At 54.5% G+C, this 13045-nt stretch carries 9 protein-coding genes; 5 read left to right on the forward strand and 4 right to left on the reverse strand.

Going from position 1 to position 13045, the window contains the following annotated elements:
• Positions 1–6 precede the first annotated feature (6 nt).
• The 4 genes from ACYQ8U_RS04825 (at position 7) to ACYQ8U_RS04840 (ending at position 4978) form a co-directional block, all read left to right on the forward strand.
• Positions 7–642, forward strand: coding sequence for a TIGR04282 family arsenosugar biosynthesis glycosyltransferase (locus ACYQ8U_RS04825; protein WP_459944386.1), 636 nt, complete (start codon positions 7–9; stop codon positions 640–642).
• Complete coding sequence (locus tag ACYQ8U_RS04830) at positions 639–1343, forward strand: TIGR04283 family arsenosugar biosynthesis glycosyltransferase (protein ID WP_459944387.1); 705 nt, start codon at positions 639–641, stop codon at positions 1341–1343. Before ACYQ8U_RS04825 ends, ACYQ8U_RS04830 begins: the two co-directional genes overlap by 4 nt.
• Before the next feature lie 180 nt (positions 1344–1523).
• Positions 1524–2618, forward strand: a complete 1095-nt coding sequence (aroC, locus tag ACYQ8U_RS04835) for a chorismate synthase (protein ID WP_459944388.1) — start codon at positions 1524–1526, stop codon at positions 2616–2618.
• 266 nt (positions 2619–2884) lie between these two features.
• Entirely contained in the window at positions 2885–4978 is a 2094-nt protein-coding gene (locus ACYQ8U_RS04840; protein WP_459944389.1) for a chloride channel protein, read from the forward strand.
• 2 nt (positions 4979–4980) lie between these two features.
• On the opposite strand, the gene ACYQ8U_RS04845 is transcribed toward ACYQ8U_RS04840, so the two are convergent.
• Positions 4981–6243 (reverse strand): MFS transporter, encoded by a 1263-nt coding sequence (locus ACYQ8U_RS04845; RefSeq protein ID WP_459944390.1) that lies wholly within the window; start codon positions 6241–6243, stop codon positions 4981–4983.
• A 156-nt stretch (positions 6244–6399) separates the two neighbouring features.
• Between ACYQ8U_RS04845 and ACYQ8U_RS04850 the strand changes: the two genes are divergently transcribed.
• Entirely contained in the window at positions 6400–7305 is a 906-nt protein-coding gene (locus tag ACYQ8U_RS04850) for a DMT family transporter (protein ID WP_459944391.1), read from the forward strand.
• Positions 7306–7339: 34 nt separating this feature from the next.
• On the opposite strand, the gene pncA is transcribed toward ACYQ8U_RS04850, so the two are convergent.
• Genes pncA through ACYQ8U_RS04865 form a run of 3 tightly spaced genes read right to left on the reverse strand, consistent with a single transcriptional unit; the run spans position 7340 to position 12760 of the window.
• Positions 7340–7978: a bifunctional nicotinamidase/pyrazinamidase gene (gene pncA / locus ACYQ8U_RS04855; protein WP_459944392.1), complete on the reverse strand. Its 639-nt coding sequence runs from the start codon at positions 7976–7978 to the stop codon at positions 7340–7342.
• A gap of 44 nt (positions 7979–8022) precedes the next feature.
• The gene (locus ACYQ8U_RS04860) at positions 8023–9768 is read right to left on the reverse strand and encodes a hypothetical protein (RefSeq protein ID WP_459944393.1); all 1746 of its coding nucleotides are present in this window, start codon (positions 9766–9768) and stop codon (positions 8023–8025) included.
• 4 nt (positions 9769–9772) lie between these two features.
• Complete coding sequence (locus ACYQ8U_RS04865) at positions 9773–12760, reverse strand: transglycosylase domain-containing protein (protein ID WP_459944394.1); 2988 nt, start codon at positions 12758–12760, stop codon at positions 9773–9775.
• Positions 12761–13045 lie beyond the last annotated feature (285 nt).

Below are 13045 nucleotides of genomic sequence, written 5' to 3' on the forward strand. Positions count from 1 at the left end.
CCAATCATGTACACCAACAGCCGACTGCTGCTTTTTACCAGATATCCCGAGGCGGGAAAAACCAAGACCAGACTTATAGCACAGCTTGGCGCCGACGGTGCCGCCCTGCTGCAAAAACGCCTTACCGAGAGAGTGGTCGTGCAGGCACAGCTGCTTGCGAAGCGATGCGGTACAGAGACAATTGTCCACTATAGCGGCGGCAGCGGCGAAAAATTGACCTCCTGGCTGGGGCCGGTGCGCTGTGTTGCCCAGACGACGGGGGATCTCGGTCAACGCATGTGTGCAGCCTTTACGCACAGCTTTGCCGAGGGGGCGCAGACGGCCGTGCTCATCGGCAGCGATATCCCGGATATCAACGAGGGTCTCCTGCACCAGGCCTTTCTCTGTCTGCTCGGCACCAAAGAGGTGGTCATAGGTCCCAGTGCAGACGGCGGCTATTATCTGATTGGCCTCGTCGCCCGGCAGGCGACACGGCTCCTGCCTGTACTTTTTGACCAAATGGTCTGGTCGAGCGCGGACCTTTTTGGTGTTACCATGGATCGCCTGCGGCAGGCAGGCTATGATGCTGCCGCCCTGCCTGTTCTGCAGGACATCGACCTTCCCGCCGACCTGTCCCTGGCCAAAGCCCGAGGTCTGCTATGACGTTAGCGCTGTCGATCATCATCCCAACCCTGAACGAGGAACAGGTTCTCGGTAAAACCCTTGCTCGGCTTGGCAACGAGAAAAACTGCGAGGTGATTGTCGTCGACGGCGGCAGCAGCGACACAACGCTCACCTTGGCTGAAAAAACCGGCTGCAGAACCATTTCCAGCGCAAAAGGGCGGGGCAGACAGATGAATGCGGGTGCCGCCGCAGCAAGGGGCGAGGTGCTGCTTTTTCTCCACGCGGACACCCTGCTGCCGGATAATTTTTGCCGGCTCATTCATGACGCCGTTCGCCTGCCATCCTTTGCCGCCGGCGCCTTTTCGCTAGCCATCGACAGTCCGGCACGAAGCCTGGCAACCATTGCCTGGTTCGCCAATCTGCGCTCCCGCGTGCTGCAGCTACCCTATGGCGACCAGGCGTTTTTTGTCAGCAAAAGGATGTTTGACGCCATAGGCGGATTTCCCGAGATGGCGATAATGGAGGATTTCGTTTTCATACGGAAAATAAAAGAAGCAGGCAAGATCATCATCCTGCCGGAGCGGGTCATCACCTCGGCCCGTCGCTGGCAAAATATCGGTATCGTACGCACGACCCTGATCAATCAGGCCATCGTTTGCGGCCATGGCCTCGGCGTATCTCCGGCCACCCTTGCCGTATGGTATCGACGCATGCGCGGGGTCGACAGACAGTCACAATGAGAGAGAAAATGATAATCTCCGGAGAAACACCGAAGCAGATGAAGAGTTTTGCGACGTCATCAAACTTTACAAACAAGGATTTCATACACACTGTAGAAAATCAAAACCCATCCATCGGTTCCAGGGACCTTTTTTGAAACTTTCCGGTAACTTCAGCAATTATTGAGAGGAGAACTCTTCATGTCGAGCAGTTTCGGTACACTCTTTCGTATAAGTACTTTTGGAGAATCCCACTGTAAAGCAGTCGGCGTCATCATTGATGGCTGCCCGCCGGGGCTTTCGCTCTCGGCGGAAGACATTCAGCCGCAACTCGACCGGCGACGCCCCGGCCAGAGTGCGCTGTCGACGGACAGGCAGGAGGCCGACCAGGTGAGTATCCTGTCCGGCACGGAGAACGGTAAAACCCTGGGCACGCCCATTGCCCTGCAGGTAGCCAACAAGGACCAGCGGCCGCAGGATTACGGCACGATGCGTGACATCCCCCGCCCCTCCCATGCCGACTATACCTACCAGATGAAATATGGCATCAGGGCGTCTTCCGGCGGCGGGAGATCGAGCGCCAGGGAGACTATCGGTACCGTGGCCTCGGGGGCGGTCGCCGGCAAAATACTGCAGGAAAAATTTAATATCGACATCGTTGCCTGGGTCAGCAGTGTCGGGGAAATCGATGCAGGCCCAATAGACAGCAAGGTCATTAGCCGGGCCGACGTCGATGCCACGATCATCCGCTGTCCAGACCATGCCGCCGCTGAAAAAATGGAGAAAATGGTTGCAGCACTGAAAGAAAAGGGTGACTCGGTGGGCGGTATTGTTTCCTGCGTTATCCGCAATGTACCAGTTGGCCTGGGCGAGCCGACCTTTGACAAACTTGAGGCAAAACTGGCTCAGGCGATGCTGGCCATCCCGGCGACAAAAGGTTTTGAAATCGGTTCAGGCTTCTCCGGCACACGCATGCGCGGCTCCGAGCATAACGACCCTTTTACCCGAAAAGGTGGCCGGCTGGGGACGACCACCAACAATTCAGGAGGGGTCCAGGGCGGTATCAGCAATGGTGAGCCGATAGAGCTGCGCATCGCCTTCAAACCTCCGGCAACTATCTCCCTGCCCCAGAATACCGTTGATTTTGCAGGGGAAACGGCGATACTTGCAGCAAAAGGTCGCCACGATCCGTGCGTCGTCGCCAGGGCCGTCCCCATTGTCGAGGGGATGGCCGCCCTGGTCATTGTTGATATGCTTCTTCGTCAGGAGGCACGTAAGGCCATGCAGTTTAGCTAGCCTTACGAATAACCGGCGAAAAACCCATCTTGCCGAAAATTCGCCGGTCCGGCCACATACCCAATAAAAATTTATTGAATCTCTTGCCGGAAAGCGGTATTAATTCTAGGTTCAGGGCAAGAGATGTGCATGCCTTTTTGCTAGGTATACCGGTATTACCCGTATACTCTTTTTACCCCTTTGTTGCGGCAGTTGAGCTGTCAATTGGCGGCATCACATCCTATAACAGACGAAAACGGCACTGTTTTTCCCTGGCGGAACCTTAAATGACCCCTAAACGCTCCATCTTCAGCTGGTATCTTGACCGTTTTTCCCCCCCTGAAGGACTTCTTCTTCTGATTCTCTCGGTTATTGTCGGGGCAAGTACCGGTCTGGCTTCTGTTTTCTTTGTCAAACTCATCTTTGCCATCCAGGATCTTTCCTACGGCTCATTCTCCGACCTTCTTCCTTTCCTCGGAAAATGGATTTATCTGATAGTGCCGATTCTCGGCGGTCTGCTCGTCGGTCCTCTTATCCTCATGGCGCAGGAGGCAAAAGGACACGGGGTACCGGAAGTTATGCAGGCCCTTATTCTGCGGGGTGGCCGTATCCGCGCCCGGGTGGCTGCGGCCAAGATTACCGCGTCGGCCCTGTGTATCGGCACCGGCGGATCAGCCGGTCGTGAAGGCCCGATCATCCAGGTCGGGGCGGCGCTCGGCTCCTCCATCGGCCAGGTCCTGCGACTCTCCGACGAACGTATCCGTAATCTCGTCGCCTGTGGTGCGGCGGCAGGAATTGCCGCAACCTTCAATGCACCCATTGCCGGTGTGGCCTTTGCCATCGAGGTACTTATGTGCGGCCTGCAGATGCGGGCCTTCGGCAATGTTGTCATTGCTGCGGTTTCCGCCTCCGTGGTCAGCCGATCCATCATCGGCGACCGATTTGCCTTCCAGGTTCCAAGCTACAGCATCAACAGTTCCCTGGAGATCATTTTGTATCTGATCCTTGGCCTCGTCGCTGCCATTGTCGGCATCATGTTCATGCGCATGCTCAATTTTTCCGAGAACGTTTTTGACCGCTGGAAATTCCCCCAGCTTTTCAAACCGGCGGTCGGCGGCCTGCTCCTCGGAGTCCTTGGTCTGCTCTATATGCATCTGCCCAATCTCACCTTTCCGGTCGCTTCGGCTGCGCATGGGGCAGAACTGGATACCCCCATCCCGCATATGTACGGCTCCGGTTTCCCCTTCATTGAGGCGGCAATTCAAGGCAATGCCCCGCTGTGGATTTTAATACTGCTCATCTTTCTCAAACCGCTCGCCACCTCCTGCACCCTTGGCTCGGGAAATTCGGGCGGTGTGTTTGCGCCCTCACTTTTTACCGGAGCCATGCTCGGCGGTGCCATGGGCCACCTGTTCAGTTACTGGTTTCCCTCTATCGGCAATAATACCGGGGCCTTTGCCCTGGTCGGCATGGCGGCGCTCTTCTCGGCCACCGCCCGGGCGCCACTGACCGCCATGCTCATCGTTTTTGAGATGAGTAACGATTATTTCATGATCCTGCCGCTGATGGTCGCCGGAGTTACCGCCAGTTATTTTTCCCAGTGGCTGCATCCGGAATCCATTTACACCATGAAACTTGCCAAGCGCGGCGTCCGTTTTGTTGAAGGCCGGGATATGGATATCATGCAGGGTGTCAAGGTGAGCGAAGTAATGAAGAACAAGCCGGTAACCGTACACAAGGACGCCTCCATTTCCGAGGCAATGGCCCTGTTCCAGGAGACCAACATCCTCGGCTTTCCGGTACTGGCCGACGACAACAAACTTTGCGGCATCATCACCCTTCAGGATGTCCACCGGGCACAGTCACAGGAAAATTTCAGTTCACGGGGCATGAAGGTGTCCGATCTGGCCGTGGAAGATCCGATTACCGTCTTCCCCGACGAGCCGATATGGGTCGCCATCCAAAAAATGTCTCCCCGGGATCTGGCCAGGCTGCCGGTTATCTCGCGTGACGGCTCCGGCAGACTCTGCGGCATCATCAGCAGAAGCGATATCCTTCGAGCTTACGATGTCGGTATTGTCCGGAAGCAGCGGGGACAGATTGTCGAACATCAGGTGGAACTGAGAAAACAGAAAGAAAACGGCTATGTCGAATTTGTCCTGCAGGAAGAAGACACCTGCAGTAACGCGATGGTCAAGGATCTGTCCCTGCCCGAGACCATCAATATGGTTTCCATCAAGCGAGGCGGCCAGATCCTCATTCCCCGGGGCCATACACAGCTGCATGTCGGAGATGTGATCACCGTCTACGGTCGTCTCAAGGATATCGACGGCATCAAAAATTTTCTCAACGCCTGTAAGCTGCCCGCGCAGACGTCCTGAGCCTACTCGGCGGAATCCTTCACACCGCCGAGCAGAACACTGCCGATAATAAACAGCAGGAGAATACTCAGGATCCCCCAGCGTGTCTCTCCGGTCATACGTCCGACCAAGCCCATCAGGAGAGGCCCACTTATCGCCGCGAACTTACCGAACACATTATAAAAACCAAAAAATTCGGCGCTCTTTTCCGCCGGAATGAGTTTGCCGTAATAGCTTCTGCTCAGTGCCTGTAATCCGCCCATGGAAGAGGCGACCAGAAAGGCGATGCACCAGAAAGTTATGGTTTTATGCAATGGGTCCCCGATGACCGGCAGCAAAAAAGCCATAAAGGTCGCCAGACAGTAGACGCCGATCCCGGCAAAGAGCATTCGCCTGGTTGAAAACATTTCCGCCAGGCGGCCAAACAGCAGGGCAAAGGGAAAGGCGACAATCTGGATAAAAAGAAGCATGACAATCAACATGGTCACCCCGAAGCCAAGATCCCGGCCGTAGGCGGTTGACATGGTGATTATCGTCCCGACCCCATCTATATAAAAAAAGTAGGCCGCCAGAAATAGAAACACCTGCTTGTGCTGCCGGACCTCTTTCACCGTATGCCAGAGCCTCGTCAGACTTCCAGCAATTCGACTGGTGTCGGCGGGGAGATAATGTCTCTGGCGCAGGTTTTTCATTGCCGGCAGCGAAAAGAGCAACCACCAGCAAGCGACGATTACAAAAGACGCCCGCAGGGGACCGACCGGCAAGCCGTCCTGCATACCTTCATTGAGGATGAGGCCGATGATGAGCAGGAAAGGCACAACGCTGCCGACATAGCCATAGCCATAGCCCCGGGTGGAGACAATATCCATGCGTTCCTTACTGGTGACGTCAACCAGAAAGGCGTCATAAAAAATATTCGCCCCGGCCCAGCCCACCCGGGCAAAGACAAATAAAACAAGACACAGCAACCATTGCCCTGCCTCGACAAAGAGCAGCAGAAGGGTAAAAACCATGCCGAGAAAGATGAAGAAGAGGAAAAAGCGTTTCTTCATGTCCTTATAATCAGCCAGGGCGCCAAGAATCGGCGAGAGGACGGCGAGAATAAAAGATGCCGTAGAATTGGCAAAACCCCAGTTTGCCGTTGACTCGGCGCCGCTCATCCCGGCCGCCGCGACATCCTTGAAAAAGATCGGCATCAGTGCCGTCACCATGATCAGGACAAAGGCGGAATTCCCCACATCGTAGAGAATCCAGCTGATTTCTTCGTTTTTCCATTTCCTGCCCACCGGCACCCCCTCATTTTCTCAACCGTCCTGCCCTTTGCTCCCCTGCCGTGCATGCCGAGATAAACGAAAAAGTTGACAGCATATGCAGTGGAAAGTATATGCTCTCTGATGGATGTCGAAAAATTTTAACATACCACCTGCTCAGCACCCCCGCTTATGCCTCTTTTAACCTATTTTTCTCTGGTCTTCACCATGCTGCTGTGGGGCGGTACCTTCATTGCAGGAAGACTGCTGGCCGATTCGGTGGCACCGGCCAGTGCCGCTTTTTTACGATTTGTCATTGCCTCCTCGGCAATGCTTGTCGTCACCCTGCTGGTCGAGAAAAAACTCCTCTGGCCTCCAAAAATGCAGTGGCTGCCGCTTATCCTGCTGGGGATGACCGGTGTCTTCGCCTACAATGTCTTTTTCTTTAACGGTCTGCACCATATCAGTGGTGGTCGCGCCTCGCTGATAATATCCTGCACCCCGCTGGTCATAACCATTTTCGCCACCTTCTTCCTGCGCGAACGGCTCACCGCCCTGAAATCCTGCGGAGTTCTCCTGTCTCTGAGCGGAGCCGTCACAGTTATCAGCAATGGTCATCCCGGCGCACTCTTTACCGGCGGTTTCGGCCCCGGCGAACAGGCCCTGCTCGGCTGCGTCCTCAGCTGGTCCGCCTACTCGATTATCGGCAGATCGGTTCTCCAGACACTCTCCCCGCTGAGTGCCGTCTGCTACTCATCGATGATCGGGACTCTGCTCCTTGCCGTGCCGGCGGCCCGCGAAGGGCTGTTCAGCCGCCTGTCAACCATAACTTCCGTTGACTGGACCAGTCTGGCATACCTGGGTTTTTTCGGCACCGCCATTGGTTTTTCTCTGTATTATCAAGCTATAAAGAAAATAGGTGCGACAAGGGCCGGTATCTTTATCAATCTCGTGCCCCTGTTCTCCATCCTGCTCTCCTGGCTCATTCTCGGGGAATCAGTGAAACCGGTCGTTCTGGCCGGCGGCCTGCTCATCCTTACCGGAGTGAGTCTCACCAATTATCAGACAGCCGCAAAAGTATCGTCGGATAACAGCTGACTTGCCTGAAAAGCGCCTTGGATCCCAGGTATTTTCACCGGGCCTCGGCCACGCAGGCGACACCCGCATCGGCGAGCTCGGCCACAACCTGGGCCTGCGAGGCTGGGTCGACAGGGCGGCTTCCCTGCAGCAGGACGCGGGTTTGAAAACCAAGGGAGGCGGCATCGAGGGCGGTGTATTTGACACAATAGTCCAGGGCCAGACCGACAACATCCACTTCTCCGATGCCCTGTTCCAAAAGGACGGTTTGTAAGCCGGTATCATGGCGCCGCGCATTGTCGAAAAAGGCCGAATAGGAATCGACATTGCGGTCCATGCCTTTTTTGACCCGGTGGATCCGCCGTCCTGCTGCTGCCTCTTGTGTTAAAAGTTCTTCAATTTCCTCGGCCAGACCTGCTCCCCTGGTCCCCTCGACACAATGATCCGGCCAGAGCATCTGCGGCAGGCCGGTGAGTTCTCCCAGGGTAAACGGTTCTGCTCCGGCATGGGCCGAGGCAAAGGACCCATGTCCGGGCGGATGCCAGTCCTGACTGGCAACCAGAAGGTCATAGTCATGCCCGCTGCGCACGAGATCGACGACAAAGGACAGGATCGCATCGCCATCGGGTACCCCCAGTGGCCCGCCGGGAAGAAAATCCTGCTGTATATCGACGAGAATAAGTGCCCGCTTCATGTCACCCTCCTTCACTCATTGATAAACTCATAAAAAGTCGGATTTCAAGACGGCTGCACCACCTGCTGCCCGCCTTCGTCGGAAATCCGCTGGGCAGGAATCCTGTCTCTTGCCGGCCAGTGAAAGGTGAGCTGCGGAAAGGGTATTTCCCAATTATATCGGGTTGCCGCATCGACACACCAGCGCTGGATCGCCCGCTCGAGCCTGGAATAGATGTCCGCCACCTCGCCTTTAAAGTCGGCGATCACCAGCAGATCTAAAGAAGAAGCTCCGGCCTCTTTAAATTCGACAAGCAGATTGAGACAGGTATCGCCATACCCTTCCTCTTCAATCTTCTCCTCGATGAAGGTTTTCAAGAGCGTCGGGATACTGGTGGTCACCTGCGCCTGCAAGTCATAACTGACCCCAAAGACTACCCGCAGCCGGAAGTTGCGGGAAAGATTGACCGGATTCTGTCCGAGGAAATCGCCGGTTTGAAAGAGATAACGCTTGCCGCCGCGTTCAACCGTCTCCACCAGCTCATGACTGAGGCTGACCACCTTGGTTCTGGGCCGATCCCCCACCACCACCCAGTCTCCCTTTTTGCAGGGAAACCAGGGTTCTTCCGGGGCATACGGCCTGGACACCATGCCGACAATCTCCTCTATCGGCAGCCGCAGGTGCATGCCCAGGGTAGGGTTAAACAGACGGCAGAAGACATGAATATTTTCAACCTTCCAGGGGACTCCTTGCAGCAGCAATCTTTCTCCCTCGCGGACCGAACCGATGTTGAGCATCAGCCGCCCCTGCTGCCAGAGCCTCGGCACAGTCTGGCGTACGGTCCAAAATAGGCCGAGAAAAAAGATGATGGCCATACTCAACAGAAACCAGTCTTCCGCCTCGTACAACACAAAAAAGAGGCCGATAACGCCTGCCACCAAGGTGAATACGCGCAGTAAAAGGTCGAGAAGCCGGACATGGAAAGGTCGTTTGTCCAGTTTGACCCCAGGCAGATAGCGGAAAACCAGGCGATGCAACAGACGACCGAAAAGAACAATGGTGCCAAAGGCGAGCAGGGCCACCAGAAGATATAAGCCGCGAACGCGAAAGAAATCACGAATGGACTTACTGAAGCCCTCGACAATACTGCCTTCTTTGTCCTGCATCTGGCTCAGTTCAAGCCGAGTAAGCTCGAGTTTGTTGCGGATCCTGTTTTCGGTATTGCGCCATTCCGGCAGCAGTTCCTTGATCTGTTTTTTGATGTCCGGATCCTTGGTAACCTCGTACAATCGCTCTAGCTGAGTGACGGCGTTGGTGGCAACGGGCGTCAAATTTGACAATTCATTAATGGTATCCTTGAGTTTTGTCTTCTGCCGGGCACGAACCGTCAACATCTTCACTTCTTTTATCGCCGGTTCGACGAGGGTGGCAATCTCATCTTTCCAGCTGAAGGTCTCGGTTTTTTTCTCGACAAAAAGACCAATCTCCACCCCGGTAGCGATCCGTTCAAAATCCTTGGTGGAATCAGACAACTGCCTATCCAGGCGGGCCAGCTCCTCCTGCAGTCTCTCCTTTTCCGCATCCGACGTGCTGGTTTTAACCTTCTGACGAGTCAGGTCCAGCTGCTTTCTCAAATTTTGCTGCAACTCAACGAGCGAAGTCAGCATGTCCAAAGTTTCTTCCGGCGATGCCTGTTGGACGAGGGAAAGATCTTCCGAGGGAATTTCCCCGGCCGGGTCAGCGGCGACCAATCGCCCCGGTGAGAAAATTATGACAAGAACAAGCAAGAACAACCGATTAAAATAATACAAGTTTTCAGCCTCCGTCAGAGCTTGTCGCCGCCGCAGCGATCGCCGAAATTTTTTGATTCTCGGTATTGATATAAGGTTGTATTACCGGGACCATTCCCTTCAGCACCTGAAGCGGCAGCGCAGAGGTAAAACTGAAAGCGTTGGCGGATCGACCGCTGACAAAAGCGATCAATGTGCCGAAATGATTGTCGCCAAGATAAAAAACGAAGGTTGCAGTCCGGTTCAAGGTCCGGGATGAGGTTTTGTGCCCGGACGAGGATGAATTTACTATCCGGTTATCGCCAGTGCCGGTTTTACCACCAATGGCCAGCGGCAGACCGTCCCCTTGCTGAAAGCTCTGCGCCAGACGCTTGGCGGTTCCTTCACTGACAACTTTGCCCAGGGTTTCCTTGAGAACCTGGGCGATTTCCGGGCGCAGCACCTGGACTGGTTTGGGCCTTGGACGCTGGGCAATAGTCTCGTAAGGTGTATTTCTGGCAAAGGCGACTTCGGTAAACCGGTGCGTCGGGATGCGTTTCCCATCATTAATAATAATACCCATCAAGTCAGCCAGCGCCGCCGGTCGATCACCCGAACTGCCAAGGGCGGTGGCCAGCGACGGGACCAGATGATCAAAGGGATAGCCCATGTTTTTCCACCGCCGGTGGATATCCGAAAAGGCGTCTATTTCCAGCACGATCCTGACCCGGGAATCTCTGGCATTTTTCGCTTTGGTACGCATCAGCCAACCGTAAACCTCTCGCCGTACCTCCGTGCTTTTCATTATTGCATCCTGGAGAGAGACATCACCTGGTTGCCGCAGATAGTCAAGCAGCCACAATTCCAGGGGGTGCACCGCAGCGAGGTACCCTTTATCCTGCAGGTTGTACGAGCCCGGCTGGTATTTTTCATACATCCCCGCCAGTTGTCTGTTCGTTAAGGTGCTTGTCGGCAGCCGGCTGCGAATAAACCGGATGTAGGCATCCTGATCCGCCTCCGGCAGGAGATGGCGATGGACGATAGTCAACCTCAGGGCTCGCGGATTCATGCCTGCCAGGAGAGTTTCCAGCCGTTGGTCAGCGTTCATGTTGCGATACTTGTTCCAGAAACGGGCGAGGAAGACTCTGCTTTCCCGATCAATAAATTTATCGAGCATCACCTTGCGCCGGGGATCATGGTCATCGATGACGATCTGCCGGTTGTTCTCCCATTGGCTGGCCTGGGTGTACCGGACGATATCCTGCATGATCCGGACAAAGGGCAGGTTGAGTGAATATTGCAGCGCTTCGGTTACGGTGGCCATTCTGTGATTGTCTTCCTTTCTAAAATTACTGAAGGTATGCAGACCACCACCGGTAAAAAAACGCTCGCCAGGATTTGCTGAATATGACCGGAGCATGGCGGCTTCAAGCAATGCTTTCAGCGGCATACTCGGATTCTGCAGCAGCTGATAGCCGACCCAGCGGGAAAGAGTATCCCGGGTCTGCTCCATCAGGTTTTTGAGCTCGGCTGGCGGCCGCGCGGAGAGATCCGCATGCAGCTCGGCCATAATTTCGAGATAGGTGGCCAGCGTGCGCAGCTTGGCCGTCGAACCCAATTCAAGTTTACTTCCCTCGTTTAAATCGAAGGGCAGTTGCGTGGTATCGGTCTGCACCCGTACCATGTTGCCCATTGGCGTGCGCTCGAACAAGGTAAAACTGTAGCTGAGTTCATCTGCCTGGTCCGGGGTCAGCAGATACTTGCCGAGCAGGCCATAGTTGCCGGCGACATCGCTCTTTTCCAGGTTTTTCAGATAAAGGTTAACCTGCTCCTGTAACCGGTTGTTCAAAGTGGAGGTGACAGTGATGTCCATCCGGTCAAGCGAATAGAGAGAGGTACCAAAAAGAGGGCCGAGACGGTTACGAACGACATTTACACCCTTATTGTTAACGATCTGCCGCGCCGCTCCATTGTTACGGAAATCCCGAAAGAAAAGCGGCTGCGCCTGGGCCGCTTCACTGAGGGCCTCGGAAATACTGCCATTCTGGGCCAGCAGCCTGACATAACTGTTCGACAGTATCGCCAGCTCCTTGCGTCCCCCGACAAGATAGAAAGATGGCCGCCGATGGGCAATCATCAGGCTGACAACCTGCTTTATGATCCGGGCCTGTTTCTCGAGGTCCGGCCCCGTTGGATCCTGCAGATTCAACAGCCGGTTCATTTCGTCAAACTCCGTCCCATACCAGACGAACAAACCATCCCCCAGACCATTGACTTCCCCGAAACCTGGAGCTGCAGAAAGGGGAACGGAGTTGACATAGTCAAGCACCAGCTGTCTGCGGAACAAAGAGGTGTCCTCCCCATCCTGATAGGCTCGCACACTTGCCGAAGCCATCTGGATAAGTTTTTCCTTGGCCGAGGAGGTCATACCGTTATCCGAATGACGGAATTTTTCCATCTGGGTGCCCAGGGTACTCCCACCCATTGCCGGCATGTCGAGATTGACCAGTTCGCCGGCCTGTACAACAAGTGCCTTGGCAAAACGTCCCCAGTCAACGGCCGGATTTGTTTTCGGAAACTGCTCTGAAAGTAAGGTCCTGTTTTCGATAAAGAGCAATGTCTGGACAATCTTGTAGGGGATGTCAAAAAAATCATTATACACCCGTTTCGGATTGATCATCCGGTACATCGATTCTCCTGTAGCGTCGAGAATCTGCAGGCCTGCCTGGCTTTTTTCGCTATAGGGTATATGAAAACCTTTTTCCGCATAGTTTCGCAGTGGCTCACTGAACCGGGCCTGCCTGCCGATAACCATGCCGTTTTGCTGCAATTTATCGAGTAAAGTCGGCAGCTGGACATAACCGAGACGAATATCGTAGGGGCCATTTTTGGGAAAGACTATTTCGTCACTTGCTCCATCGGCAACCCGGTAACGCAGGCTGGCGGCATATTCACTGATGAATTTTGCCTGCAGGGTGGAAGATTTGATCTCATAATATCCAACTGAAATACATGCAGCAAGGATGATCAACATAAAGGGCCACCACCTTAAGCGATGCCGGCGTGAAAGGCGCCTTGTCGATTTTTTTTCAATCATCTTGGTGTCTGCCCGAACAAGGAGGGGGGGAAAATTCTTGGTGGATTCGAAATTGACATGGAGAGGAATTTTTCGGTGTGATATAAATCGACAAGATCAGGAATTTTTATCTGTGCTGGATAAGCTGCAATAATTACCACAAGCATATCAGGTCTGCTCTGTTTCGTCAATATTTGCGGCTAACTAACCAGTGACCATTGCATGTCAGGGGTGCCTTTCACG

The organism is Desulfocastanea catecholica, from assembly GCF_054657295.1.